Below are 26,288 nucleotides of genomic sequence, written 5' to 3' on the forward strand. Positions count from 1 at the left end.
CTCTCGGGTACGGTTCTGCTTGACCGGTGCGGGGGCTTGGGCTTAGAACGGCTCCAAAGTACAGCCCCTATCCGGAACGCTCGCCCATGGCACCCCGCACGCTCTACGACAAAATCTGGGACGACCACCTGGTCCAGAACAATGCTGACGGCACTTCGCTGATCTATATCGATCGGCATCTCGTGCACGAAGTGACGAGCCCGCAGGCCTTTGAGGGGCTGCGCATGAACGGGCGCAAGGTGCGCCATCCCGAGCGCACCCTGGCGGTGGTGGACCACAATGTCCCCACCACCGACCGTTCGCTGCCTAATCCCGACCCGGAAAGCGCCATCCAGATCGCCGCGCTGGCCGAGAACACCCGCGATTTCGGCATCGAATATTTCGACCCCTTCGACAAGCGCCAGGGCATCGTGCACATCGTGGGCCCCGAACAGGGCTTCACCCTGCCCGGCATGACCATTGTGTGCGGCGACAGCCACACCTCGACCCACGGTGCCTTTGGCGCTTTGGCCCATGGCATCGGCACCTCGGAAGTCGAGCATGTGCTGGCGACCCAGACCCTGATCCAGCAAAAAGCCAAGAACATGCTGGTGCGCGTGGATGGCAAGCTGCCGCCCCATGTCACCGCCAAGGACATCATCCTGGCGATCATCGGCGAGATCGGCACCGCTGGCGGCAATGGCCACGTCATCGAATTTGCCGGCGAAGCCATCCAGGCTCTCTCGATGGAAGGCCGCATGACGGTCTGCAACATGACGATCGAGGGCGGCGCCCGCGCCGGCCTGATCGCGCCTGACCAGACCACCTTTGATTATGTTCAGGGCCGCAACCGCGCGCCCAAGGGCCAGGCCTGGGACATGGCGCTCGACTATTGGAAGACGCTCTACACCGACGAAGGCGCCCATTTCGACAAGGTCGTGGTGCTCAATGCCGCCGACTTGCCCCCGATCGTTTCCTGGGGCTCCTCGCCCGAGGACGTGATCTCGGTGACCGGCGTCGTCCCCAATCCCGACGACATCGCCGACGAAAACAAGCGCGCCTCCAAGTGGCGGGCGCTCGACTATATGGGCCTCAAGCCCGGCACCAAGATCACCGATATTCCGGTGGAGCGCGTGTTTGTGGGTTCGTGCACCAATGGCCGCATCGAGGATCTGCGCGCTGCCGCCGCCGTGATCGGTGACCGCAAGGTGGCTGCCGGCGTTTCGGCCATGGTCGTGCCCGGCTCGGGCCTCGTCAAGGATCAGGCCGAAGCCGAAGGGCTGGACCAGATCTTCAAGGCTGCTGGCTTTGAATGGCGTGAACCGGGGTGCTCGATGTGCCTCGCTATGAACCCCGATAAGCTCAAGCCCCAGGAGCGCTGCGCTTCGACCTCCAACCGCAATTTCGAAGGCCGCCAGGGCTTCAAGGGCCGCACCCATCTGGTGTCGCCCGCCATGGCCGCCGCGGCCGCCATTGCCGGCCATTTCGTTGATATCCGCGAGTGGCAGTAAATCCCTGGGGAGAGCGCCTGGCGCCCTCCCTCGATGATTTCGAAGCTTTGGCCCGCGAAGCCCTTGCGGGCCTTCCCGAGCCGTTCAAGACCCTTGCGGCCGATGTCACCTGTTCGGTGGCCGAATGGGCCGAGGACGATGTGCTCGAAGGCTTTGGCATGGAAAGCCCCTATGAGCTGATGGGGCTGTTCCAGGGCATTGGCCTGACCGAGGACGGTGCCGTGCCCCAGACCGGGCAGATGCCCAATAATGTGACGCTTTATCGCCGCGCCATTCTCGATTTCTGGGCCGAAAACGACACCGACACGCTGGGCGAGATCATCACCCACGTGCTGGTGCACGAGATCGGCCACCATTTCGGCTTTTCCGACGACGACCTGGACGCCATCGACAACGCCAGTAATTAGGGACTAGGACGCCCGGTCGTCCGGATTGGGCGACTGCACCGTGATCGCGGCCGGCTTGCGGGCGGCGTCGGTGGTCTGGTCTTCCTCGCTGCCCTCACGCGGGACGAATTCATAATCATTGCTGAGCGTGCCGGGCTCGTCCTCATTGACGCGCAAGGCGAGGCGCTGCTTGTCCAGCTGCACGAACCAGTCATCCCAATCCACCAGCTCCCAGCCGCCATAGGGGTTCACGTCCGGCCCCTCATTGCGCTCGGCATTGAGCGCATGCTGGCCAAAGGTCAGCTGCAGCAAATAGCGGCTTTCGCGCACATCGGGCGTTTCCATCATGATGGGGTTGCCGGCTCGCGCCTGCGTCCATTGCCGGATTTCTTCCCGACCGCTCAGAACTCTCGCCATTGCTGGGCTCCTTTCAACTGTGTGTGCACAATTGCCGGACGCCCCCTTGGTTCCCGCTCCCCTCGCAGGCAATTCCCAAGCGTCGTGCCGCCTGCTATGGGGAGCCATCCCCAGCGAGGTAAGCCATGACCCCAACCAATAACCGCCTGCTGCTTGGCAAGATCGGGGCCGCACACGGCATCAAGGGCGAGGTGCGCATCGCCACCTTTACCGCCGAACCCCAGTCCATTGCCCAGTATGGCGCCCTCGAAACCGATCGCCCCGGCCTCACCATCACCATCGAGGCCCTGCGCCTGCAGAACAATGTTGCCATTGCGCGCCTCAAAGGCATTGCCGACCGCAATGCCGCCGAAGCGCTCAATGGCGTGTCGCTGTTTATCGACCGGGCTCGCCTGCCCGAGCACGATGATGAGGACGAGTTCTACCACGCCGACCTCTTGGGCCTGGAAGCGCGGCTGGAAAATGGCACCGTGCTCGGCACCGTCGTGGCGCTGCCCAATTTTGGCGCCGGCGATCTGATCGAAATCCGCGATCCCGTTTCCGGCGACACTTTTCTTTACCCCTTCACCAAGGCCGTTGTGCCCGATGTCCGGCTGGGCGACGGCTATCTCACCATCGTGGTTCCCCTCGATGCACCCGAGGGCGAGGAAGAGCCCGATTGAGCTTTTCGGCTGAGATCATCACCCTGTTTCCCGATCTCTTTCCGGGGCCCCTCGGCGCTTCCGTGCTGGGGCGCGGGCTCAATGATGGGCTGTGGTCGCTCAAGGCCACCCAGCTGCGCGATTTCGCCACCGACCGGCACCGCACCGTGGACGACACTCCGGCGGGGGGCGGCGCCGGCATGGTGCTCAAACCCGATATCGTGGCGCGCGCCATAGATGCCGTGACGCCCTCTGGGGATCCGCGCCCGCGTATCCTGATGAGCCCGCGCGGCGCGCCGCTGACGCAAAAGCGGGCGCGCGAACTGGCGCTGGGCCCGGGCGCCGTGATCCTTTGCGGTCGCTTCGAGGGGATCGACCAACGCGTGATCGAGCATCGTCAGCTCGAGGAAATCTCCATCGGCGATTATGTTCTCGCGGGCGGGGAAGTTGCGGCCATGGTGCTGCTCGAAGCCGTGGTGCGCCTGATCCCAGGCGTGCTCGGCGGGGCGGACAGTCATGCCGAGGAAAGCTTTGAAAACGGGCTCCTCGAATATCCCCAATATACCCGCCCGCAGAGCTGGGAAGGATCCGAAATCCCATCCGTTCTGCTGTCGGGCGACCACAAGCGCATTCGCGAATGGCGGCACGCGCAAAGCCTGGAGCTGACCCGGGCGCGGCGCCCGGACCTGCTGGATTGAACGGGGTGCCGGATGTGCCCGGGACGACTGGACTTTGTGGCAAAAATCCCCTATAGCGCCGCCACGACTGGACGGTGGGCTATCGGACCCGCTGCCGACGACAACAAGAAGACCAAACTCTCCGTTGTAACCAAGACCGGGCATCGCGCCGCAAGGCTCGAACAACTGCCCCAGTGAAAAGATCAGGACGGATCATGAATATCATCCAGCAGCTCAATGCTGAGCATGTTGAGCAGCTCGCCGCCAAGCGCACTCTTCCCGAATTCACCCATGGCGATACCGTCAAGGTGTGGGTCAAGATCCGCGAAGGCGAAAAAGAGCGTCTGCAGGCCTACGAAGGCGTCGTTATCGCTCTCAACGGTGGCGGCCTGACCGCCAGCTTCACCGTGCGCAAGATTTCCTATGGTGAAGGCGTGGAACGCGTGTTCCCGCTTTATTCGCCCAATATCGCTTCGGTTGAAGTGCTCAAGCGCGGCAAGGTGCGTCGCGCCAAGCTTTATTACCTGCGCGATCGTCGCGGCAAGTCGGCCCGTATTTTCGAATCGACCAACGCCCGCACCAAGAAGATCGAGGCTGAAGAGCGTACGGCGGCCCAGGCTGCTCGCGATGCGCGTGACGCCGAAAAGGTCGCCGCTGCCGAGGCTTTTGCCGCCGAGCAGGCTGCCAAGGACGCGGAAGCTGCAGCCGCTGCTGCTGCTGCCGAGCAGGAAGCCGCTGCTGCCGAGACCAAGAGCGAATAAGCTCACGACCTCCTCCCCATTTCTGCAAAGGCCCGGCCACCAGCCGGGCCTTTGTTTTGCCGGGTGCGCCTCGCATCCCCCGCCCCCTTGCCGCTTGGGCGGCGAACGGCTAGCAACAAACCCATGTACGATTTTGCCGCCGACATTGCCGATTGTGCGCTTGCCGTGGAAACCGCGCTGGATCGGGCGCTCGGTGCGACCCGCCTTTCGGGCCCCGGCCCGGCTCCCGAGCGCTTGATCGCTGCCATGCGCCACGGCAGCCTCGCCGGCGGCAAGCGGCTGCGGCCCCTGCTCGTGCGCCAGGCCTCGGCGGTGTTCAATGTGCCACCTGCCCAATCGCTGATGGCGGGCCTCGCGGTGGAACTGGTGCATTGCTATTCCCTGGTGCATGACGATCTTCCAGCCATGGATGACGATGATCTGCGCCGCGGCCGCCCCACCGTGCACAAGGCCTATGACGACGCCACCGCGATCCTTGCGGGAGATGCGCTCCTCACCCATGCTTTTGGGCTCCTTTCCAGCCCCGAATGCCATCCCGATCCTGCGGTGCGCATTGCCCTGGTTGGGGAGCTCGTTGCCGGGAGCGGCGCTGGGGGCATGGTTGGGGGGCAAATGCGCGACATTGCCGGCGAAGGCGCTTCCCTGACCCCTACCGAAATTGCCACTATGCAGGCGATGAAAACCGGCGCCCTGATCCGCGCCAGCGTGCGGATCGGAGCCCTGCTCGGCACGACCGATGGCCGCGCCCTTTCGGCCCTCACCGCTTATGCCGAAGCGGCCGGTCGCGCCTTCCAGCTCGCCGACGATATTCTCGATGTCACCGCCTCGCCCGAAATCATGGGCAAGGCCACCGGCAAGGATGCCGAGGCGGGCAAGCAGACCCTTGTGGCCTCGCTTGGACTTGATGGGGCTCGCACGGCCCTGTCGCGCACCGTCAACGAGGCTTTGCTGGCCCTGCGCACCTTCGGCCCCAAAGCCGACGGCTTGCGCGCCACGGCCCGCTATTTCGCCAGCCGGGAGCATTAGCGGGTGCCCCAGTTGCTTGCCGTCTGCTGCGGAACGCCCCAGCCGATCCCGGGCAAGAAGGCCAAGACCGGCATCTTCAAGACCGCGGTGGAGGACCCTGTCGCCATCGACACGCTCGGCTTGGCCGGCGATGCGGTGATGGACCGCAAGCATCATGGTGGCGTCGATCAGGCGGTCTACCTTTATTTCGCCGACGATTATCGCTGGTGGGCCGGAGAACTGGGCGATGAGCCCCTGCCCGGTACCTTCGGCGAAAACCTGCTGCTCGAGGGCTTCGAAGGTCGCGCCATCGCCGTCGGTGATCGCTTCGGCCTCGGGGCGGTGGAGCTCGAAGTCACCTCCCACCGCACGCCCTGCCTGACCTTCAGCGCCCGCATGGGCGATCCGCGCTGGGCCAAGCGCTTTCATCGCGCCAACCGCCCCGGCGCCTATTGCCGCGTGCTGGCGACTGGCGAAGTCGCCGCGGGAATGGCGGTCACCTACACCCCCTTTGCCGGGGCCCGCATCACCGTCGCCGAACTGATGGCGCTGGACGGGGTGCGCGATCCCAATCCATCCATCCTGCGCCGCGCGCTTGCGGCGCCCCTGCACCACAAGCTGCGCGACGATTTCGCCTCGCGGCTCGCCCGCCTGTTCTGAGGATTTCATGACCCTGCAATCTGTCCGCGCCGACCTGGCGCTGCGTGCCCCCGACCTGCCCATCATCGAAACGACCGAGGCGACCTCAACGGTCGATCTGGCGGCGGCGGTGCATGGCTGCGCGCCCGGACAGATCGCCAAGACGCTGTGCATCCGGGTGAGGGGGGAAGTGCTGCTACTCGTGACGCGTGGCGATGCGCGGCTCGACAACACCAAGGCCAAAACCGCGCTCGGCGGCCGCCCCCGCATGCTGGGAGCCGAGGAGGTGGAGCAGCTCACGAGCCACAAGGTGGGCGGCGTTTGCCCCTTCGGCCTGCCCCAGCCGCTGCCGATTTTCCTCGATCAATCGCTCAAGATCTATGACGAAGTCATTCCGGCCGGCGGGGACACCCATTCCTCGGTGCGCCTCAGCGTCGAGCGGCTGGCCGAACTCTGCGGCAACCAATGGGTGGATGCCTGCCTTGTCCCCGAGGCGGTCACGCCCTAGTCGAGCACTCCCAGCGCCTTGAGCACGAGCAGCGCCACGATCAGGGCACCGATATAGATCCAGCGCCGCTTGTTGCCATAAAGCAGCTGCAGGGCGCTGCGGCGCCCTTGCCGCTCCTCAGACTCTTCAGTCATTCCGCCGCCGTTTGCTGGCCGGCACCGAATTTGCGCTCGATATAATCGGCCACCATCACCTTGAACTGGTCGGCGACATCGGCTCCGCGCAGCGTCGCAACCTTCTGGCCATCGACGAAGACGGGCGCCGCCGGGGTTTCCCCGGTGCCGGGCAGCGAGATGCCGATATTGGCGTGCTTGGATTCACCCGGGCCATTGACGATGCAGCCCATCACCGCGACCGACATGGTTTCAACGCCGGGATAGCGTTCCTTCCATTCGGGCATGGAGGCGGAGAGGTGATCCTGGATGTCCTTGGCCAGCGTTTGGAACGTGGTGGAGGTGGTGCGCCCGCAGCCCGGGCACGCAGCCACCACCGGCAGAAACTGGCGGAACCCCATGGTCTGCAGCAGCTCCTGGGCCACCTTGACCTCGGTGGTGCGATCCCCACCCGGCTCGGGGGTCAGCGAAATGCGGATCGTGTCGCCAATCCCCTGCTGGAGGAGAATGCCAAGCGCGGCCGAGGAGGCCACAATGCCCTTGGAGCCCATGCCTGCCTCGGTCAGCCCGAGATGGAGCGCATAATCGCAGCGTGCCGCCAGATCCTGATAGACGGCGATCAGATGCTGCACATCACTGACTTTGGTGGAGAGGATGATCTTGTCGCGCCCGAGCCCAATTTCCTCGGCGCGGCGCGCCGACAGCAGGGCCGACTGGATAATCGCCTCGCGCTGCACGGCGGCGGCCGAAATCGGCGCCGCTGAAATCGCGTTTTCGTCCATCAGCCGCGTGAGCAGCTCTTCATCGAGCGAGCCCCAATTGACCCCGATCCGCACCGGCTTGTTGTAGCGAATGGCGAGCTCGATCAGCGTCGAGAACTGCGTGTCGCGCTTGGCCTTGAAGCCCACATTGCCCGGATTGATGCGGTATTTCGCCAGCGCCTCGGCGCAGGCCGGGTGATCCGTAAGAAGCTTGTGGCCGATATAGTGGAAGTCACCCACCAGCGGCACGTCATAGCCCATGAAGGCCAGGCGGTCGCGAATATGCGGTACGGCCGCCGCCGACTCGTCGCGGTCCACGGTGATCCGAACGATTTCGGAGCCCGCTCGCGCCAGCTGCATCACCTGCCGCACGGTCGCATCGATATCGGCGGTATCGGTATTGGTCATGGATTGCACCACGACCGGTGCGCCCCCGCCGACCAGGACCCCGCCAACATTGACTCCAACCGATTGCCTGCGCAGTGCCGGGCCCGACATGAAACACCTCTTTGCTGAGCCACAAATAAGGCGAGCAGCCTACAAGCGCAATCCGACGCTTACGTGAACGGGGAGGTCTTGAACTAAAGCGAGCCAGGGCCATTTAAGAGCTATGATGAAAAACCTCTTCTCGCCCCTCAATTTGCTCGGTCGCTTCACCGTGGGCCGGTTCTTTATCTTCCGCAAGGAACTGCTGCTGCTTTGGCGCGGCTTCCGGCACGCGGAAACGCCGCTGGCGCTCAAATTCGCCATGCTGCTGGTGCCGCTGTACCTGATCAGTCCGGTCGACCTGATCCCCGACGTGCTGCCCTTCCTTGGCATCGTCGATGACATGGTCATCGTGCCCCTGCTGGTAAGCTGGATCGTCGGTATGCTGCCGCTCGAAGTGCGCGGCGAAAAGGCCCGGGCCGGTGCCCGCGCCGCTCGTCCTACTCAGGGCAATGTCATCGACGGCAAGGCCCGCCGGCTTTGACCCACTGGCCCGGTTCAAGCCGGGACAGCGGCAGAAGTAGCTCCATCGAGCCGCGGGATCGCTTCCGCGGCTACTCCATGCGCACCAGCAGGTCCTTGGCGTCGATCTGATCTCCCGGCTTGACCAGCACTTCGGCGACGACGCCATCGGCTTCGGCATGAATGGCGGTTTCCATCTTCATGGCTTCGATGGAACACAGCACATCCCCGGCAAACACCGACTGCCCTTCCTTGACCGCGAGGGTCGAGATCACCCCGGGCATGGGCGCACCGACCTGCTTGCTATCCCCCAGCGCCGCCTTGGCGCGCAGCTTGACCTCGCCGGCCTTGAGGCGATCGGGCACGGTGATGGTGCGCGGCTGACCATTGAGGTCAAAGAACACCCGCACTTCGCCCTTCTCGTTGGTTTCCGCGCGGCCGAGATAGTTGACCACCAGCGTCTTGCCCTTTTCGATGTCGACGAGCAGTTCCTGGCCCTCAACCAGCCCATAGAAGTACACCGGGGTGGGCAGCACTGCGGTGGGACCGTAGCGGTCCTGGGTCTTGGCGAAGTCGGCAAAGACTTTCGGATACATCAGCGCTGACGCCAGGCGATAATCATCGACCTCGTGCCCCACTTCCTCGGCAATGCGGGTCCGCTCGGCTTCCAGATCCACCGGGGGCAGATAGGAGCCCGGCCGTTCGGTCAGCGGCTCGCGGCCCTTCAGCACCTTTTTCTGCAAGGCAGGCGGAAAGCCGCCGGGCGGCTGGCCGAGATCGCCGGCAAAGAACCCCACCACCGAATCGGGGAAGGCGATGTCGCGCCTGGGGTCTTCCACCTCGGCGCGCGTGAGGCCGGCCGAGACCATGGCAAGAGCCATGTCGCCCACGACCTTGGAGCTGGGCGTGACCTTGACGATATCGCCGAACATCTGGTTGACGTCGGCATAGGTCTGGGCGACCTCGTGCCAGCGGGTTTCGAGGCCAAGTGAGCGGGCCTGTTCCTTGAGATTGGTGAACTGCCCGCCCGGCATTTCATGCAGATAGACTTCCGAAGCCCCCGCGCGCAGATCGCTTTCAAAGGCACGATACTGCGTGCGCACGGCTTCCCAGTAAAACGAGATCTGCCGGATGGCCTTGGCGTCGAGCTCGCTGTCGCGCTCGCCATCCGCCAGCGCTGCCGCGAGCGAGCCGAGTGTGGGCTGCGAGGTCGTGCCACTCAGGGCATCCATCGCCGCATCCACCGCATCAACGCCTGCTTCCACCGCCGCCAGCACCGTCGCGGCGGCTGCACCGGAGGTGTCGTGGGTGTGGAGGTGAATGGGCAGACCCACTTCGTCCTTCAGAGTTGCCACGAGCTTGCGCGCGGCGGCGGGCTTGAGCACGCCAGCCATGTCCTTGATGCCCAGCACATGGCTGCCGGCCGCTTCCAATTCCTTGGCCAGCGCCACATAGTATTTGAGGTCATATTTGGACCGGTCGGGGTCCAGCATGTCCCCGGTATAGCAGAGCACGCCTTCGCAGACCTTGTCGGCCTCGAGCACCGCGTCCATGGCGACGCGCATATTGTCGACCCAGTTGAGGCAATCAAAGACGCGGAACACATCCACGCCCCCCTTGGCGGCCTGCTGCACAAAGAAGCGCACCACATTGTCGGGGTAATTGGTGTAGCCCACGCCGTTGGAGCCGCGCAGCAGCATCTGCGTCAGGATTTTGGGGGCGCCATCGCGCACTTGCGCCAGCCGCTCCCAGGGGTCTTCATTGAGGAAGCGCATGGCGACATCAAAGGTCGCCCCGCCCCAGCACTCCAGCGAAAACAGGTTCGGCAGCCCATTGGCATAGGCCTGCGCCACCCGCGTGATGTCGAACGAGCGCATCCGCGTGGCGAGCAGGCTTTGATGCGCATCGCGCATCGTGGTGTCGGTGAAGAGGACGCGTTTCTGCCCTTTCATCCACTCGGCAAGGCCCTTTGGCCCTTCGCGCTCCAGCACCTGGCGGCTGCCTTCGGCTGCGGCAGGCGGCGCGAACTGCGGCACGACAGGGGCCGCTGCATCGGCGGGCGGACGCGGGCGGTCGCGCACTTCGGGATGCCCGTTGATCGTCACATCGGCGATGTAGCTGAGGAGCTTGGTCGCCCGGTCCTTGCGGCGGGCAATGTCGAACAGCGCCGGCGTCGTGTCGATGAAGCGCGTCGTATAGCGGTTCTCGACGAAATCTGGGTGGGTGATGATGTTTTCGAGAAAGGCCAGGTTAGTCGATACGCCCCGGATACGGAACTCGCGCAGGGCGCGATGCATGCGGGCAATGGCTTCCTTGGGCGTCGGGGCCCAGCAGGTGACCTTTTCCAGCAGCGGGTCGTAGTAGCGGGTGATCACCGCCCCCGCATAAGCCGTGCCGCCATCGAGGCGCACGCCAAAGCCGGTGGCACCGCGATAAGCGGTGATCCGGCCATAATCGGGAATGAAGTTCTGCTCGGGATCTTCCGTCGTCACCCGGCACTGGATGGCATTGCCATGCAGCTTGATGTCGGCCTGGAGGGGCACGCCTGATTCCGGGGTGCCGATCACCGCCCCGTCGAGCAGCTTGATCTGCGCCTTGACGATGTCGATGCCCGTCACTTCCTCGGTGACCGTATGCTCCACCTGGATGCGGGGATTGACCTCGATGAAGTAGAACTCATCGGTGTCGGCATCCATCAGGAACTCGACCGTGCCCGCGCCGCGATAGCGAGCGGCATTGCCCAGCCGCAGCGCCGCATCGGTGAGCTTGGTGCGCACCTCTTCCGATAGGTACGGGGCGGGCGCGCGCTCCACCACTTTCTGGTTGCGCCGCTGCACCGAGCAGTCGCGCTCGAAAAGATGCACGAGATTGCCGTGATCATCCCCCACGAGTTGCACCTCGACATGGCGGGCCCGTTCGACGAGCTTTTCAAGATACATCTCGTCCTTGCCAAAGGCCGCCTTGGCTTCGCGCTTGCCTTCCGAGACCTCGGCCAGCAGCGTTGATTCATCCATGATCCGGCGCATGCCGCGCCCGCCCCCGCCCCAGCTGGCTTTCAGCATCAGCGGATAACCGATCTCGGCCGCTATGGCCTTGATTGCACCGAGGTCGTCGGGCAGCGCGTCGGTGGCCGGCACCACCGGCACTCCGGCGGCGATCGCCATGTTGCGGGCGGCAACCTTGTTGCCGAGATCACGCATGGTCTGCGCCTTGGGGCCGATGAAAACGATCCCGGCCGCCTCGCAGGCATCGGCGAATTCCGGGCTTTCCGAGAGGAGCCCATAGCCGGGGTGGATGGCATCGGCGCCCGACAGGCGCGCCACCCGGATATATTCGTCGATCTGCAGATAGGCCTCGACGGGCCCCTTGCCCACCCCGATCAGATAGGCCTCGTCGGCCTTGAAGCGATGCAGCGCCAGTTTGTCTTCTTCGGCAAACACCGCAACGGTCTTGAGCCCGAGTTCATTGGCGGCCCGGAACACGCGAATGGCGATCTCGCTGCGATTGGCAACAAGGATTTTCTTGATTGGCATCGATTTAAATTCCCGGCCAGAGGGGATTGGGGCGCAACAACGCGGCTCAGAAATGCAAAGGGGCCCCGGTTGAACCGGGACCCCAATGCGCAATCACTTGCTGTTCAGATGTCCGGCGAGGTGGGACATGTCATAGCCCGCTTCCCCGGCCTGGCGGATGATCTCGCCCGCATCCTGTTGACCGGCTTGGGACAGCGCCCACAGCGTCGTCGAACGCGTGCCCGAGCGGCAAAAGGCGAAAACGGGACCGGGGCTGGCGGCAATCGCGGCCTGGGTCTGTTCCACCATGTCGGGCGACACGCCTTCGCGCCCAAGGGGAATGGCGTGATAGACGAGGCCGGCAGCCTCGGCGGCGGCGGCGATGGCGGCGCCTTCCGGCTGGTCGGGCGATTCCCCATCCGGGCGGTTATTGATGATGGTGGTGAACCCCGCGGCCTTGAGCGCTGCTACATCTTCGGGATTGATCTGGCCCGATACGGTAATGCGATCGTTGATCCGCTTCAAATCCAAGGCTCTGCTCCTGCTGGCGCCCGACTAGGGGCATGGGCGAACTATATCCGCCCCGGCAAGCCATGCAACCAAGACGGAAGGATAAGGGCCATGCACCGCGCTGGGGGGTGGGGCAGGCCCAGCGCCGGGGCGCGGGCGGGCCCAGCGCTAGGGCGCGGGCGGCGTGCCAACCCAATCGCGCCACAGCTCGCCTCGCTCGGCCACAAACCGGTCGGCCACCGCTTCTACCGTGGCGCCGGGTTCGTTGATCTGGGCGAGGAGAGTGTTCATCTCCGACACCGGCATGCTGGCCCGACTGAAATAGGCGGCAATCTGGGGTGCTTCGGTGAACACCCATTCGGCCAGAGCTCCCACCACGACGTCAGGCACGAAGGCCGACGGCTTGGGTTCGGGGCACTGGAGTCGCGCCAGGCATTGCGCCGCCGCCTCGTCATAGGCGCCCATGTCGAGCCCGGCGAAGTCAAACTGCGCCAAAACGGCATTGGGCTGCCAATAATAGAATACGAAGGGCTCCTTGGCGCTCACCGCCGAGGCGATCAGGGTATCCATTTCGAACCGGTTGGCCGGCTCGACCACTTCGAGCAGGTCCTCGAGGCCCAGCGCCCGGATCAAATTGCGGTTGATCAGGGCACAGGCCCAGTCGGCTGGACAGGAGATAAACTTGACCGGACCATCGCCCCCCAAGGCAGGCAGCGCTTCGGCGAGGCCCGCCGCACTTTCCAGCTCAGGACGGCTCGCAGCCACGTAATCTGGGATGAACCAGCCCTCGAACGCTTCCTCCCCATAGGTGTCACCGGCGGCGCGCAGCTTTTGCGCTTCCAATCCGGTGTTCCACACTTCGGCGATGCGCGTGACCCACATCTCGGGCGCAATGGCCGGCTGCCCGGTTGAACCCATGGACGAGCCCACATTGGCCATGTCGCCGGGCAGCACCTGGCTTTGGCAGCCAAAGGCGTCGCGCAACACCCGCGCATGGATCTCGGCCAGCAGCGCCGCCGAAGGCCAGCTCATGCGGGCAATCGTCATGGGCTGGCTGCCGCAGGTGGATGGCGCCGGTGCCTGGGCGGATGCGGTCCCGCCCGGGGTCTCAAGCGTTGTGACCTGCGCTAATGCGGGATTGGTGCCCAACACCACCGTCGCCGCCAGGAGCGCACTCGTCCACCACTGTTTCATGCTGCTGTTTCTCCTGCGGCGCCCGCTTTTCTATGCGCAAGGGCCGCGCGTTAAGCAACACTTCGCAGGGGCTTGCCGCTTCACCAATTGCGGATGACTCGGGGCGGGCAGATGTGCAACAGTCGCGCCCGAGGGGCATGCTTTGTGCCCCCGATTGTCGTTGTTCCACCACAAAAAGCCGCCACCAAGGCTGCTGGGCGGCGCAACCCAAGCAGAGGGATCACAATGCAGAATTTCAAGAAGACCCTGACCCTGGCCGTGGCCGCTTCGACGCTCCTCGTTGCAGCGCCCGCCATTGCTCAGGAAACCGGCGCCAAGATCGGTTTCGTCGGCGGGTTCACGGGACCCATCGAAAGCCTGACCCCGCCAATTTTTGCCGGCGCCGAACTCGTGGTCAAGCAGGTCAACGAACAAGGCGGCATCCTGGACGGTGAACTGTCCCTCGTTTCGGCGGACGGCGCTTGCGACGCCACCGCTGCTGCCGGCGCCGCCGACCGCCTGATCAACACGGAAAACGTCGTTGGTGTCGTGGGCGCGTTGTGCACCGGCGAAACCATCGGCGCCTTCAATGGCTCGGGCCTGTCGGGCAATGTCGTGTTTATCTCGCCCGCGTCTTCCGCGCCGGCGCTGACCACGCTCGAGGACAACGACCTCGTGTTCCGCACCACCCCGTCGGACGCCATGCAGGGCGTCAAGATGGCCGACCTGCTGATCAGCAAGGGCATCAACGACATCGCCATCACCTATGTGAACAATGACTACGGCAAGGGCCTGGCCGACGCGCTTGCGGCCGCCTATACCGCCGCGGGCGGCACCGTTGCTGCCAACCTCGCCCATGAAGAAGGCAAGGCCGACTATCGCGCCGAGCTGGGCAATCTCGTCGCCTCGCAGAACCTGGTCGTGCTGGCCTATGCCAATGCCTCGGGCAACACCATCCTGCGCCAGGCCGTGGAATCGGGCAACTTCACCCTCTTCGTGGGCGGCGACGGCATGGTCGGCGACGACCTGCTGACCGGCATAGATGCCGGCTCGGTCGAGGGCATGATCGCCACCCGCGCCGGTGCTCCGGCTGGCGAAGCCACCACGACCTATGTGGACCTGGCGACCGCGGCGGGCCTCGAAGCCAACGCCACCTATGCTCCCCAGGCCTATGATGCCGCCTTCCTTTTGGCGCTCGCCATCGAAAAGAACGGCTCCACCGACCGCGAAGGCCTCGTGGGCGCGCTGCGCGAAGTGGCCTCCGCTCCTGGCGAAAAGATCCTCCCCGGCGAATGGGAAAAGGCCAAGGCGCTGATCGCCGAAGGCAAGGACATCGATTACGAGGGCGCCGGCGGCGCGCTCGACTTTGATGAAGCTGGCGACGTGGACGGCATCATCGTGGAACTGGCGGTGGAAAACGGCGCTTTCGTTGAAAAGGGCGAGATCGAGTAAGCTCGGTTTTCAGCGCTCCTTCCGAAGGCCCGGGATCACCCCGGGCCTTTTTCTTTGGGAACCTGCCGACATCAAGCGGTTTCCTGTTGGCGAGACTGGCGCGCCCTTGCCGCCCTGACCCCGGAGCACTCACCATGCAGATCAGCAGCGAAGCCGATATTCCCAGCCAAACCGGCAAGGTCGCCCTTGTCACCGGCGCCACGGGCGGTCTGGGGCTCGAAACCGCACGCATGCTGGCCGGTGCCGGCGCGACAGTGATCATCGCGGGCCGCAACGGCGAAAAAGGCGCCGCGGCCATCCGCACCATCGCTGCTACGTCCCCCCGCGGCAAACTCGATTTCGAGCAGCTGGATCTGGCGGACCTTGCCAGCGTTGCCGCCTGCGCGGCACGGGTGCTAGCCCAATATGCCCGGCTCGATATTCTCATCAACAATGCCGGGGTGATGATGCCGCCCGAGCGGCAGACCACGGTGGACGGATTCGAACTGCAGTTCGGCACCAATCACCTCGGCCATTTCGCGCTGACCGGTCACCTGCTGCCGCTGTTGCTGAAAACCGATGGTGCGCGGGTGGTGGCAGTGTCCAGCAATGCCGCCCGGCACGCCAAGATGAACTTCGATGACCTGCAAAGCGACCAGAACTACCAGCCCATGGCTGCTTACGGGCAATCCAAGTTGGCCAACCTCCTGTGGGCGCGCCATCTGCAAAAGCTGAGCGATAGCGAGAGCTGGAACTTGCGCGTTACGGTGGCCCATCCTGGCTTTGCCAATACCGGCCTCTTCGCCAATATCACGGGCAAACGCGGCATCGGTCGGGTCACGGGCCTTTTTACTGGCATCTTGAGCCAATCGGCGGCCGCCGGTGCGCTGCCCAGCGTGGCCGCCGCGGTGGAAGACGATCTGCCGCCCTTGGCCTTTGTGGGCCCGGCGGGGCTGGGCGGCTGGCGCGGCAAGCCGGCGCTGGTGCAATGGCCCAAGCTTGGCGAAGACGAAGAAGCGGCCGAGCGCCTATGGGCTGAATCGCAGAACGCCACCAATGTGGTCTATGGCTCGGGCACGCTCTAGGCGCTAGCGCCCTAGCTGTTGAGCAGCAACAGCAGCAGCCCCACGACCAGCACCGCCATGCCCAAGAGGTCGCGCCGCTCAGGCACCGCCCGGCTGGTGACCCAGGCAAAAGCCTGCGCAAACAGGATCTCGACCAGCGCCAGGGTGCGCACATTGGCGGCGCTCGTCAGCGCAAAGCCGATAAACCAGAATTGGGAAGCGGCGGCACCGGCAAAACCGGCCGGCAGCGACTGGCGCCAGGCACCCGCGACCTTGCGCAGGGTAGCGCGATCCAACAGCAGCATCCAGCCCACCAGCAGCGCCGATTGCAGCCCGAGGCCCAGCACCAGCACGACGCTCGAACGCAGCACCGGGGAGCCCGATGGCAGCTCAAGGATCGCGGCACGGAACCCCACGGCGGAAAGCGCAAAGAATGCAGCGGCCAAAATCCCGGTCAGCACCGATTTGGGTCCCGCCGCTTGCGCCCCACCCAGCCGCGACAACAGCAGCACGCCGAGCGTCGCGACGACAATCCCGAACAGGGCCAGGGGCGGCAGCACTTCGCCCAGGAGCAGCAGGCCCGCCAGCGCCACCAGCACCGGTTCGGTCTTGATGATGGCGGTGGTAACGGCAAAGGAGCGGCTTTTCATCGTCCACAGCATCAGTGCCGTGGCGAGGATCTGCGACAGCCCCGCGCCGAGGGCAAACAGCACGGCCCAGCCGCCGATGGCAGGGAGCGGCTCGCCGCTACCCAGTGCCACGAGGAGGAGGAACAGGATGGCAAAGGGCAGGCCATAAAGGAAGCGCACATAGGTGGCGCCCATCGTGCCCAGCGTGCCGGTCAGGCCCCGCTGCACGCCATTGCGCACGGTCTGCAGGGCCGCAGCCGTCAGCGTCGCCGCAATCCAGAACACCGCGCTTCTCCCCTTGTCGCCGCGCCCGCCTAGGCGTCGCGGCGCACGGTTTCGGGGATCAGGCCCTTGGGCGCAAAGCGCAGGGCAATGGTGATCACAAGGCCAAGCACGAAGACGCGCATCTGCGCCGAACGCGACTCGATATCGGGAATGGCGCCCCAGCCGACCGAGCTCGACCAATAGCTGACAAAGTCGAACACGGCGCGCGCCAGGGGTTCGCTCACCACCCAGATGAGCCAGATCAGCACGGCGCCAAACAGCGCCCCCCAATTGTTGCCGGCGCCACCGACGATCACCATCACCCAGATCAGGAAAGTGTGGTTGATGGGCTGGTAGGAGGAGGGATCAAAAATCTGCACGAAGGAAACGAGCATGGCCCCGCCAATGCCCATCAGCACCGAGCCGAGGATAAAGATCTCGAGCTGGCGCCCGGTGACATCCTTGCCCATGGAAGCCGCGGCAATATAGTTGTCGCGGATGGCGCGCATCATCCGGCCCCAGGGCCCCGCGTAAGCGCGCGACACCAGCCACATGACGACTGCGAGCACAAGGATCGCCAGCAGCAGGAAGCCGCCGCGCGCCAGCAGCAGCGCCGACGTACCGTCCCAGCCCTCAGCCTGGTAATATTGCGGCAGCGGCACCGGCCATGGAATGGGAGAGACGGTCAACGTGCCGCGCGTCAGCCAGTCCATGTTCTTGATCAGCGCACGGATGATTTCGGAAATGCCGATCGTGGCGATGGCCAGGTAATCCGAGCGCAGGCCAAGGCAGATCTTGCCGATGACAAAGGCCACGCCCGCTGCCAGCACACCGCCAAAAGCCCAGCCCAGCACGGGATGGAGCCCCAGCCCACCGACAAAGCCATTGCCGGTCGCCTCGATATAGGCGGCGGCCGGATCGATCTGGCTGCGGTAAACGCAATAGGCCACAAACCAGGCAAGAACGATCAGCACCATCTTGGCACGACCGCGCACGCCCAGATGATGGGACTGCTGCGCCCCGATCACCAGCAGCGCGCCCGCGGCAAAGGCGAGGAGCGCGCGCCCCAGCAGCATCGGCCCTTCGGAGGCCCAGAACGCCGGGTCATGGGGATAGGAGATAAAGGTGACGGCCGCGCCCCCCAGCATCAAAAAGCCCATGATGCCGAAATTGAACAGACCGCCATAGCCCCACTGGATGTTGAGCCCGAGCGCGATCAGCGCATAGGCGGCCGCCTCCACGAGGCGGCTCGAGGTGAAGGGCGCGCCGAGCACCCAGCCCACCAGCAGGATGAGGACAAAGAGGCCGCCAAACAGCGCAGCCGAACGCGCGATCATGAGGAAGCTCCCTTGAAGATACCGGTGGGGCGCACCAGCAGCGTAACCACGAGGATCACGAAGGCCACGGTCAGCTTGTATTCGGTGGGCACCAGCGCCAGCGTGGCGGGCAGCTGCAGCCAGTCGGGCAGGATGGCGTTGAGCGGGCGCAGCACCATGGTCCAGTTGAAAACGGCGAGCGTTTCGGCAAAGCCGATCAGGAGGCCCCCGGCAATGGCGCCATAAGCCTGACCCAGCCCGCCCACAATGGCGGCGGCAAAGATGGGCAGGATGATGTTGAAGGCGAGGTCGGGCTTGAGCGTCACATCGAGCGCCAGCATGGTGCCGGCCATGGTCGCCAGCGCCCCTGCGATCACCCAGGTCACCCGGACGACCAGCGCGGTGTTGATGCCCGAAACCTGCGCGAGATCCGCATTGTCGGCCATGGCGCGCATCGCCTTGCCGAGGCGCGAGCGGGTGAGGAACAGGTGCAGCGCAATCACCGAAATGGCGGTGACGACAATCATCAGCGCCTGCGGCTCGGTGATCACCAGCGGCCGCGTCGAGCCCAAGGCCGACATGTCGATGCGGAACACTTCCTTGGTTTCGGTTTCAAAAAAGGAATAGGAGCCGGCGCCGAAAAACAGCCGGATCAGGCCCTGCACCATCAGCGTCACACCGATGGAAGCGATCAGCAGCGTCACCGGCCGGGCCCCGCGCTTGCGCAGCGGCGCATAGAACCCCTTGTCGATCCCCAGCGCGAAGAGCGCCCCTAGCACCATGGCGATGGGCAGCACCACAAAGCCGGTGGGGATGGGCGTGACGATCCCCCAGGCGGCAAAGGCCCCCGCCAGCAAAAAGGCGATAAAGGCCCCCGAGGTCATCAGCTCGGAATGGGCGAAATGGGCAAAGCGCAAAATTCCAAAGATCAGCGTGATGCCGATCGCCCCCAGCGCATAGATCGAGCCCAGCACCGCGCCGGCGATCACCACCTGGTTGATAAAGAAAACAAGTTCGGTCATGCGGGCTGCCAGCACTCGATGAGGGGGTGGATGGTGGAGCGATGATCGGCGGAGGGGAGGTCCATCTCAGCCGCCCAAAAAGCTTTTGGCGACTTCGGGATCGGCGATAAGTTCGGGGCCGGTGCCGCTGAAGCGATTCTGCCCGCCTGCCAACACAAAGCCTCTGGTGGCAAAGGCCAGCGCCTGGCGCGCATTCTGCTCCACCATCAAGATGCCGACGCCTTCCTTGTTGACGCGCACAATGGTCTCGAAGATCTCGATCACATAGCGCGGCGACAGGCCCGCCGAGGGCTCGTCGAGCATCAAGAGCTTGGGCTGGCTCATCAGGGCGCGGCCCATGGCCACCATCTGGCGCTGCCCGCCCGACAATTCCCCCGCCGGCTGGCGCCGCTTTTCGGCCAGCACCGGGAACATCCCGTAGACCCACTCCATGGTGGAGCGGAAATCATCCCGACGGGTAAAGGCCCCCATTTCGAGATTTTCCTCGACACTCATCGAGGTAAAGACGTTCTTTTCCTGGGGCACGAAGCTGAGCCCCTTGGGCACGAGCTTGTCGGGCAGGGAATTGGCGATGTTCTCGCCGCCGAATTCAATGCTGCCGCCCGTGACCTTCAAGAGGCCGAAAATGGCCTTGAGCGTCGTCGATTTGCCCGCCCCGTTTGGCCCGACAATGACGCCGATATCGTGGGGCTCGATGCTCAGATCCACCCCGTTGAGGATCGGTGCGCCGCCATAGCCGCCCACCACATGCTTGAGTTCGATCAATGCCATAGCCGGCTCTCCCCGCGGGCTTGCAGCCGGGTATTCACACGCAAAAGCTCCATTCAAACCGCCTCCACCGGCGTGCCGAAATAGGCTTCCACGATCGCGGGATTGGCCCGGATCTGCGCCATCGGGCCTTCGGCGATCTTTTCGCCCTGCGCCATCACGATCACCGGATCGCACAGCCGCCCGATCAGATCCATGTCGTGCTCGATCACAAAGAAAGTGTAGTCGAGCTCGCGGTTCATCCGCTCGATATTGGCGGCCAGATCATTGAGCAGCGTCTTGTTGACGCCCGCCGCCACTTCGTCGAGCAACACCACTTCGGCATCCACCATCATGGTGCGCCCCAGCTCGAGCAGCTTTTTCTGTCCACCCGAAAGATTGCCCGCCAGCTCGTTGCGCACATGCCCAAGCTTGAGGAAGTCGATCACATCGAGCGCCTTTTGGCGCACCTCCTGCTCGCGCGAGCGCACCAGGCCGGGCCGGAACCAGCTGTTAAAGAGGCTCTCCCCCGGCTGATCGCCCGGCACCATCATCAGGTTCTCGAGCGCCGTCATCTGCCCGAATTCATGGGCGATCTGGAAGGTGCGCAACATGCCGGTGCGAAACAGCTGATGCGGCTTGAGGCCCGTCACATCCTTGCCATCAAAGATCACCGAACCACTATCGGGGACAATATTGCCCGCCACGATATTGAACAGGGTCGACTTGCCCGCGCCATTGGGCCCGATCAGGCCCGTGATGGAGCCTCGCTCCACCTGGAGCGAGCAGTTTCTAACGGCCTGAAGACCGCCAAAGCTTTTGGAGACGTTACGAACGTCAATCACTGCGTCAACGGACACGCGGTTCTGACCCTTGATCACTGGATAGCCAATTGCCCCGCGAACCGGGGCCGTTTGGCCGCATCTGCGCACAAGCTTGCGGACCGGTCAACCGCGCCGGGGGGCGCTAAAGCGCCGCCAGAACCGCGTCTGCGGTAGATTTATTGGGCGCAAAGGGAACATCGTAAAGCGTCGCCAACCGCGTCAGCGCCTTCACGTCAACGTCATGCGGCTGGGCCGAGAGCGGATCGATGAAAAAGATCAGCACATCGAGCTGGCCTTCGGCAATCATCGCGCCCAGCTGCTGATCGCCACCCAAGGGCCCGCTTTTGAGCAGTGCCACCGGCAAGCCGGTTTCCCGCATCACCCTTCCGCCCGTCGTGCCCGTACCCCAGAGCTCGTGCTGGCTGAGCTTGGCCCGGTGGGCATGGGCCCAGGCGGCCATCTCGTCCTTTTTGTCGTCATGGGCCACCAAACCGATCCGCGCCATCGCCTTTGCCTCCAGTTGCCGGCCCACAAAGCATGATGCCGCCCTGCCAGCAAGCGCACGCGCTTCCGCACCCCGACGGGTCACCGCTGTTTCAAACTGCTCCTGCCGATGCTAGGGGAGATCAACACTTTTTGGACCTGAACCCATGACCGCTTCCATCACCCTCACCGGCATTGCTCGTGACCTCCAGGCGCGAGCCGAAAGCGGCAAGCCCATCCGCGTCGGGGTGATCGGCTCGGGGGAAATGGGCACCGATCTTGTGACCCAGATGTCGCTGATGCAGGGCATCGAAATGGCGGCCATCGCCACCCGTCGCCCCCATACCGCGCTTGCCGCCATGCAGATCGCCTATGGCGAAGACAGCAAGGGGCGCACCGCCGACAGTCCCGCCCAGGCCACCGCCGCCATCGAAGCGGGCAAGATCGCCATCACCTCGGCCGAAACCCTCGTCACCACCCCCAATATCGATGTGGTGATCGACGCCACCGGCAAGCCCGGCGTCGCCGCCGATTACGACCTCTTGGCCATGGAGCATGGCAAGCATCTGGTGATGATGAATGTGGAAGCCGATGTCACCATCGGCCCCTATCTCAAGGCGCAGGCCGACCGGCTCGGCGTTGTGTATTCCGTGGGCGCGGGAGACGAGCCGTCCTCCTGCATGGAGCTGATCGAGTTCGTTTCCGCGCTGGGCCTGCCCATCGTCGCCGCCGGCAAGGGCAAGAACAATCCCCTCCGCCACGATGCCATCCCCGACGAGTACCGGGAAGAAGCCGAGCGCCGCAACATGAACCCCCGCATGCTGGTGGAGTTCGTCGATGGCTCCAAGACCATGGTGGAAATGTGCGCCATCGCCAATGCCACCGGCCTCGTGCCCGATGTGCCGGGCATGCACGGCCCCAAGGCCGATCGCGACGACATGGCCAAGATTTTGATCCCGCGCGAAGACGGGGGGATCCTCCACAAGATGGGGGTCGTCGATTTCACCGTCGGCAAGGGCGTGGCGCCTGGCGTTTTCGTGATCGTCAAGGCCGAGCATCCCCGCATCATCGAGCGCATGGATGATCTCCATATCGGCCACGGACCCTATTACAGCTTCTTCCGGCCCTATCACCTGACGAGCCTTGAAGTGCCGCTGACCTGCGCGCGCATCATGCTGCATGGCAAGCCCGACATGGTGCCCCTGCCCCAGCCCGTGGCCGAGGTTTGCGCCGTGGCGAAGCGCGACCTCGCCGTGGGCGAAACCTTCGATGCAATCGGGGAAACCTGCTACCGCTCCTTCACCATGACCATCACCGATAGCCGCGCCAAAGGGGCCGTGCCGGTGGGGCTGCTCGAAGGCGGCAAGGTGACCGCGCCGGTCAAGAAGGGGGAGCTGCTGACTTCAGCCAACAGCCAGCCGGACACCTCCACCCGCCTGTTCGCGCTGCGTCGCGAGCAGGACCGGATGCTGGGCCTCGTTTAAGGCCGCAGCACCACCTTGCCCTTGCGCCCGGGCTCGCCGCTGGCCTTGACCGCCGCGGCGATCTCCTCAAGCGGATAAATACCATCCACCGGCAGGGTGAGCTTGCCATTGGCGGCATCGGCGACAAGCTCGCCGATCATCCGCGCGATCTCGGCCACCGGCGTCTTGGGCTTGGCGGCCCAGAACCCCTTGATCGTCATCTGCCGGAACAGCAGCAGCGCCGGGGTAATGCGCAGCGGCCGGCCGGTCATGGCGCCAAAATTGGTGATCGTGCCGCCATCAGCCATAACCTCCGCCAGATCAGCCGGCCCATCGCCACCCAGCGAATCGATGCCGTGCAGCGCCTTGCCTTCCCCGATCATCGCCCGGGCCTTGTCCTGCCAGCCTTCGCTGGCGATTGAAACGGCATGCTCAATGCCCAGCGCCTTGAGCTCGGCGACCGCCTCGTCGCGCCGGACCAGGCTGATGACGCCAATCCCCTGCTCGGCCCCGAACCGCGCCACGAGCTTGCCCACCGCGCCATTGGCGGCATTCTGCACCAGCCAGTCCCCGCGCTTGAGCCCGAGCTCATGGATGATCATCTTGGCTGAAAGCGGCATCGACACGAGCTGACAGGCGGTTTCGTCGTCGACACTGTCGGGCACCGGCACCAGCCGGGCCGCGTCGCCCAGAAAATACTCGGCCCACGTCGCCTGCCCGCCCCCGGTGACGCGCTGCCCCACCTGCAGAGTGGTGACGCCCTCCCCCAAGGCATCCACCACCCCAAGTGCCTCCGTGCCGCCTGTCGCGGGCAGTTCCGGCTTGAAGCCATAGCTCCCGGCCGCGGTCATCAGGTCGTGATTGTGGATGGGCGACAGCACCATGCGCAACCGCACCTGCCCGGGGCCCGGCTCGGGCTTGGGGCGATCGCCCAGTTGGAGCACCTGCTCGGGCACGCCAAAGCTGTCGTAGATGATGCTGCGCATGATGTTTCTCCTGCATCTGGGGGGTGATCGAAACCACGTCTCCCCATCAGAACGGCGCAAGGCTTGCCCAGGGTTCCCGAGCGGAGTAAATCCTGACCGAACTATTCAGGAATGACTGCGATGTCCGACACTGCCCCCACCAGCGATCCCCGCGCCCCAATTCGTGTTCGCCACGAGACCCGGATGCGCCTGCTCGATGTGGTTGGGGTCACCGACATCACCCCGCGCATGCGCCGGATTTCGCTGCGCGGGGACCTGACCGGATTTGCTTCGCTTGGCCATGCCGATCACATCAAGGCGTTCTTTTTCCCGGACGGGGTCGAGCCCTACACCGCCCCGATCGGGGAGCGGGGTGCTGAATTCCTCCCCGGCAAGCGCCCTGAAATGCGCGACTATACCCCACGCTATTTCGACGTGGCGGCAGGCACGCTCGAGCTCGATTTCGTGCTCCATGGTGATGGCCCCGCCTCGAGCTGGGCCGCCAAGGTGAAGCTGGGCGACAAACTCGTGATCGGTGGCCCGCGCGGCTCTTTGGTTGTACCCGACGCCTTTGACTGGTATTTGCTGGTGGGCGATGAAACCGCCCTGCCCGCACTTGGCCGCCGCATCGAAGAACTCCCTGCCGGCGCCCGGGTGATCGCGGTGATCGAAGTGGCCGACGCTGCCGAAGAGCAGCGCTTCACCACCCAGGCGGACCTGACCCTTCACTACGTGCATCGCAACGGCCAGCCCGCCGGCACGACGAGCCTGCTGCTCGATGCCGTGGCGGCGCTCGAATTCCCGGCCGGCGAGGCTTACGCCTATATCGCGGGCGAAACCAGCATGAGCAAAGCCGTGCGCGCGCACCTCACCGACGAGCGTGGCTGGAACCCCGAATACATCAAGGCCGCCGGCTATTGGCTCCTCGGCACCGCGGACGCCAAGGAGCCCCACTGAGCCGCTGCCGAGCCACGCAATCCTCTTGCTCTGCGGCCCGATCTTGGTGCATATCAACCCGGTCGGAACGGGGCTGTAGCTCAGTTGGGAGAGCGCGTCGTTCGCAATGACGAGGTCAGCGGTTCGATCCCGCTCAGCTCCACCATTTTCCGGCGACGCATGAAAGCCCTGCAACTTCAGGGAGTAGCAGGCCCGCAAAATCAGTCGCGTACCCCAACACGTACCCCATTTGCGTACCCCGTAGAATTAGCCCCAGTATCCATTTTCAGCACCAGGGACTGTGGCCCTTCCGGGTCGCTCATTTCCTGCGCTGATCGGCCGGCGCAAGATGCCTTCCGACCGAGATGTCGGGCAGTCGCCGGGAGTGCTCGCGCTTGGCCGCAATCCTGCCCTGCGGCGAACATGCCCAGCTCGGGGAGCGCTTCATGCACCAGTTCAGGGTCCAGAGCAGGTGCCGTGACATGCTTCTGCTCCTGGCTGACCCCAAACAGCAAATTGGTCCGGTTGCATCTATGGGATCAGGCGATCAGCGCGCAACTGGGTGAACAGGTCATAAAAGGCCTGATCGGTTGGCTGATAGCGGGTAAAGCCCAAACTGCGGCTCTTGCCCATGTCGGTGACGACCTCGATCGGGCGCCCCAAATCGGCGTCGGTATGCCAGGGGGAAGACAGCCGCGAAAGCTCCGGCTCGACCAAGCCGTGGCGCTCGGCTAGCTGCTTCCAGATGGGGGCGTCGCCTTGCATCTGCTGCTCCAGCGTCAACACTGTGCCGTCGAACGGCGCGGGCTCTAGGCCGAACCACTCAGCAATCCGAGCCCACATCCAGCTCCACCGGAACACGTCACCATTGACAATGTTGAACGCCTGATTGGCGGCGGCCGGGGTGGTTGCGGCCCACAGCAGCTGGTGCGCGAGCTGGCGCGCATCCGTCATGTCCGTCAGTCCGTTCCATTGCGCCGCTGATCCCGGGAAGCGGAAAGGACGTCCGAGTTCGCGGCAGAGCGAGGCGTAAACAGCCAGGGTCGTTCCCATGTTCATGGCATTACCGACAGCTTTGCCGATGACGGTATGCGGGCGATGAACGCTCCAGGTGAAGCCGTCGCGCGCGGCGGCGGCAAACACTTCATCTTCCTGTGCATAATAAAAATTAGCGACGTCCAGCCTGCCTTGATCTTCCCGGAACGGGGTTTGTGGCAGCACACCTTTGCCATACGACTCAAAGGGGCCAAGATAGTGCTTGAGCCCGGTGACGAGCGCCACATGGCGGGTACTGTTGCTTGACCGCAATCCGTCCAGCAGATTGCGCACCATGGCTGAATTGACGCGGATATTCTCCGCCTCGCTGTCTTGGCGCAGCCACGTGGTGATGAAAACCGCATCCACTTTGAGGTCTTTCAAGGCTGCCGCCGTCCCTCCGGCGTCCTGCAGATCCGCAGTAACGGGTGTAACCCCCGCCTGTGCAAGGGGACGCCGGGCCAGCCCGTAGACTGTCCAACCCTCCGAAACCAGCAGAGCGGTTGTCGCGCTTCCCACGATACCGCTTGCGCCAACCACCAATGCCGTTTTGGCCATAATCTTCTCC

At 64.4% G+C, this 26,288-nt stretch carries 27 protein-coding genes and 1 tRNA gene; 14 read left to right on the forward strand and 14 right to left on the reverse strand.

Annotation, left to right across the window (positions count from 1 at the left end; genetic code table 11):
- The first annotated feature begins 86 nt into the window (after positions 1-86).
- Both leuC and HRU92_RS13425 read left to right on the forward strand, forming a co-directional pair.
- Positions 87-1,490 (forward strand): 3-isopropylmalate dehydratase large subunit, encoded by a 1,404-nt coding sequence (leuC, locus tag HRU92_RS13420; RefSeq protein WP_172121561.1) that lies wholly within the window; start codon positions 87-89, stop codon positions 1,488-1,490.
- A complete protein-coding gene (locus HRU92_RS13425; RefSeq protein WP_172121562.1) occupies positions 1,481-1,897 on the forward strand; it encodes a metallopeptidase family protein in 417 nt (138 codons plus the stop codon). The genes leuC and HRU92_RS13425 overlap by 10 nt, the downstream gene beginning before the upstream one ends.
- Before the next feature lie 3 nt (positions 1,898-1,900).
- Here HRU92_RS13425 and HRU92_RS13430 read toward each other — a convergent pair whose 3' ends face one another.
- The gene (locus HRU92_RS13430; protein ID WP_172121563.1) at positions 1,901-2,293 is read right to left on the reverse strand and encodes a hypothetical protein; all 393 of its coding nucleotides are present in this window, start codon (positions 2,291-2,293) and stop codon (positions 1,901-1,903) included.
- A 125-nt stretch (positions 2,294-2,418) separates the two neighbouring features.
- Here HRU92_RS13430 and rimM point away from each other — a divergent pair, with 125 nt between their 5' ends.
- From rimM to HRU92_RS13460, 6 genes are all read left to right on the forward strand, one after another.
- Positions 2,419-2,955: a ribosome maturation factor RimM gene (gene rimM, locus HRU92_RS13435; RefSeq protein ID WP_127754758.1), complete on the forward strand. Its 537-nt coding sequence runs from the start codon at positions 2,419-2,421 to the stop codon at positions 2,953-2,955.
- Complete coding sequence (trmD, locus tag HRU92_RS13440) at positions 2,952-3,632, forward strand: tRNA (guanosine(37)-N1)-methyltransferase TrmD (protein ID WP_172121564.1); 681 nt, start codon at positions 2,952-2,954, stop codon at positions 3,630-3,632. Before rimM ends, trmD begins: the two co-directional genes overlap by 4 nt.
- 194 nt (positions 3,633-3,826) lie before the next feature.
- Positions 3,827-4,372, forward strand: coding sequence for a 50S ribosomal protein L19 (gene rplS, locus HRU92_RS13445; protein WP_173088316.1), 546 nt, complete (start codon positions 3,827-3,829; stop codon positions 4,370-4,372).
- A gap of 123 nt (positions 4,373-4,495) precedes the next feature.
- A complete protein-coding gene (locus tag HRU92_RS13450) occupies positions 4,496-5,398 on the forward strand; it encodes a polyprenyl synthetase family protein (RefSeq protein ID WP_172121566.1) in 903 nt (300 codons plus the stop codon).
- Between the two features lie 3 nt (positions 5,399-5,401).
- Positions 5,402-6,037 carry an MOSC domain-containing protein gene (locus HRU92_RS13455; protein WP_172121567.1) on the forward strand — a complete coding sequence of 212 codons (636 nt, stop codon included), beginning with the start codon at positions 5,402-5,404 and terminating at the stop codon, positions 6,035-6,037.
- Positions 6,038-6,044: 7 nt separating this feature from the next.
- The gene (locus HRU92_RS13460) at positions 6,045-6,524 is read left to right on the forward strand and encodes a YbaK/EbsC family protein (RefSeq protein ID WP_172121568.1); all 480 of its coding nucleotides are present in this window, start codon (positions 6,045-6,047) and stop codon (positions 6,522-6,524) included.
- Here the strand turns inward: HRU92_RS13460 and HRU92_RS13465 are convergent.
- Positions 6,521-6,658 carry a hypothetical protein gene (locus HRU92_RS13465; RefSeq protein ID WP_164854910.1) on the reverse strand — a complete coding sequence of 46 codons (138 nt, stop codon included), beginning with the start codon at positions 6,656-6,658 and terminating at the stop codon, positions 6,521-6,523. The genes HRU92_RS13460 and HRU92_RS13465 overlap by 4 nt on opposite strands.
- Positions 6,655-7,896, reverse strand: a complete 1,242-nt coding sequence (ispG, locus tag HRU92_RS13470) for a flavodoxin-dependent (E)-4-hydroxy-3-methylbut-2-enyl-diphosphate synthase (RefSeq protein ID WP_173088318.1) — start codon at positions 7,894-7,896, stop codon at positions 6,655-6,657. The genes HRU92_RS13465 and ispG overlap by 4 nt, the downstream gene beginning before the upstream one ends.
- A 115-nt stretch (positions 7,897-8,011) precedes the next feature.
- Here ispG and HRU92_RS20380 point away from each other — a divergent pair, with 115 nt between their 5' ends.
- Positions 8,012-8,368 carry a YkvA family protein gene (locus HRU92_RS20380; RefSeq protein WP_206524657.1) on the forward strand — a complete coding sequence of 119 codons (357 nt, stop codon included), beginning with the start codon at positions 8,012-8,014 and terminating at the stop codon, positions 8,366-8,368.
- Positions 8,369-8,438: 70 nt separating this feature from the next.
- On the opposite strand, the gene pyc is transcribed toward HRU92_RS20380, so the two are convergent.
- The 3 genes from pyc to HRU92_RS13490 all read right to left on the reverse strand — a co-directional run bounded on the left by pyc (position 8,439) and on the right by HRU92_RS13490 (position 13,562).
- Complete coding sequence (gene pyc / locus HRU92_RS13480; RefSeq protein WP_173088320.1) at positions 8,439-11,879, reverse strand: pyruvate carboxylase; 3,441 nt, start codon at positions 11,877-11,879, stop codon at positions 8,439-8,441.
- Positions 11,880-11,972: 93 nt separating this feature from the next.
- The gene (locus HRU92_RS13485; protein ID WP_127754766.1) at positions 11,973-12,389 is read right to left on the reverse strand and encodes a TIGR01244 family sulfur transferase; all 417 of its coding nucleotides are present in this window, start codon (positions 12,387-12,389) and stop codon (positions 11,973-11,975) included.
- Positions 12,390-12,536: 147 nt separating this feature from the next.
- Positions 12,537-13,562, reverse strand: coding sequence for a glycine betaine ABC transporter substrate-binding protein (locus HRU92_RS13490; RefSeq protein ID WP_172121571.1), 1,026 nt, complete (start codon positions 13,560-13,562; stop codon positions 12,537-12,539).
- A 225-nt stretch (positions 13,563-13,787) separates the two neighbouring features.
- On the opposite strand from HRU92_RS13490, the gene HRU92_RS13495 reads away from it, so the two are divergent.
- Entirely contained in the window at positions 13,788-14,993 is a 1,206-nt protein-coding gene (locus HRU92_RS13495; protein WP_127754768.1) for an ABC transporter substrate-binding protein, read from the forward strand.
- 134 nt (positions 14,994-15,127) lie between these two features.
- The gene (locus HRU92_RS13500; RefSeq protein ID WP_172121572.1) at positions 15,128-16,057 is read left to right on the forward strand and encodes an oxidoreductase; all 930 of its coding nucleotides are present in this window, start codon (positions 15,128-15,130) and stop codon (positions 16,055-16,057) included.
- Positions 16,058-16,068: 11 nt separating this feature from the next.
- Here HRU92_RS13500 and HRU92_RS13505 read toward each other — a convergent pair whose 3' ends face one another.
- From HRU92_RS13505 to HRU92_RS13530, 6 genes are all read right to left on the reverse strand, one after another.
- Positions 16,069-16,950, reverse strand: a complete 882-nt coding sequence (locus tag HRU92_RS13505; protein ID WP_172121573.1) for an EamA family transporter — start codon at positions 16,948-16,950, stop codon at positions 16,069-16,071.
- A 29-nt stretch (positions 16,951-16,979) separates the two neighbouring features.
- Positions 16,980-18,266, reverse strand: a complete 1,287-nt coding sequence (locus HRU92_RS13510; RefSeq protein WP_172121574.1) for a branched-chain amino acid ABC transporter permease — start codon at positions 18,264-18,266, stop codon at positions 16,980-16,982.
- On the reverse strand, positions 18,263-19,267 hold the full coding sequence (locus tag HRU92_RS13515) for a branched-chain amino acid ABC transporter permease (RefSeq protein WP_172121575.1): 1,005 nt from the start codon (positions 19,265-19,267) through the stop codon (positions 18,263-18,265). The genes HRU92_RS13510 and HRU92_RS13515 overlap by 4 nt, the downstream gene beginning before the upstream one ends.
- Positions 19,268-19,333: 66 nt before the next feature.
- Positions 19,334-20,038 (reverse strand): ABC transporter ATP-binding protein, encoded by a 705-nt coding sequence (locus HRU92_RS13520; RefSeq protein WP_172121576.1) that lies wholly within the window; start codon positions 20,036-20,038, stop codon positions 19,334-19,336.
- A gap of 53 nt (positions 20,039-20,091) precedes the next feature.
- Positions 20,092-20,874 (reverse strand): ABC transporter ATP-binding protein, encoded by a 783-nt coding sequence (locus tag HRU92_RS13525; RefSeq protein ID WP_172121577.1) that lies wholly within the window; start codon positions 20,872-20,874, stop codon positions 20,092-20,094.
- Between the two features lie 106 nt (positions 20,875-20,980).
- Positions 20,981-21,343 (reverse strand): methylglyoxal synthase, encoded by a 363-nt coding sequence (locus tag HRU92_RS13530; RefSeq protein ID WP_172121578.1) that lies wholly within the window; start codon positions 21,341-21,343, stop codon positions 20,981-20,983.
- A 145-nt stretch (positions 21,344-21,488) separates the two neighbouring features.
- On the opposite strand from HRU92_RS13530, the gene HRU92_RS13535 reads away from it, so the two are divergent.
- Positions 21,489-22,805 (forward strand): NAD(P)H-dependent oxidoreductase, encoded by a 1,317-nt coding sequence (locus HRU92_RS13535; RefSeq protein WP_172121579.1) that lies wholly within the window; start codon positions 21,489-21,491, stop codon positions 22,803-22,805.
- On the opposite strand, the gene HRU92_RS13540 is transcribed toward HRU92_RS13535, so the two are convergent.
- Complete coding sequence (locus tag HRU92_RS13540) at positions 22,802-23,770, reverse strand: zinc-binding dehydrogenase (protein ID WP_172121580.1); 969 nt, start codon at positions 23,768-23,770, stop codon at positions 22,802-22,804. The two genes, HRU92_RS13535 and HRU92_RS13540, sit on opposite strands and share 4 nt — an antisense overlap.
- Before the next feature lie 120 nt (positions 23,771-23,890).
- Between HRU92_RS13540 and HRU92_RS13545 the strand changes: the two genes are divergently transcribed.
- Together HRU92_RS13545 and HRU92_RS13550 are read left to right on the forward strand one after the other, a co-directional pair.
- The gene (locus HRU92_RS13545; RefSeq protein WP_248307144.1) at positions 23,891-24,706 is read left to right on the forward strand and encodes a siderophore-interacting protein; all 816 of its coding nucleotides are present in this window, start codon (positions 23,891-23,893) and stop codon (positions 24,704-24,706) included.
- 69 nt (positions 24,707-24,775) lie between these two features.
- Positions 24,776-24,851 (forward strand) — tRNA-Ala (locus HRU92_RS13550).
- Positions 24,852-25,216: 365 nt separating this feature from the next.
- On the opposite strand, the gene HRU92_RS13555 is transcribed toward HRU92_RS13550, so the two are convergent.
- A complete protein-coding gene (locus HRU92_RS13555) occupies positions 25,217-26,278 on the reverse strand; it encodes an SDR family oxidoreductase (RefSeq protein WP_172121582.1) in 1,062 nt (353 codons plus the stop codon).
- Positions 26,279-26,288 lie beyond the last annotated feature (10 nt).

The sequence above is a fragment of the Devosia sp. 1635 genome, assembly GCF_013185955.1.
Lineage (GTDB): Bacteria > Pseudomonadota > Alphaproteobacteria > Rhizobiales > Devosiaceae > Devosia.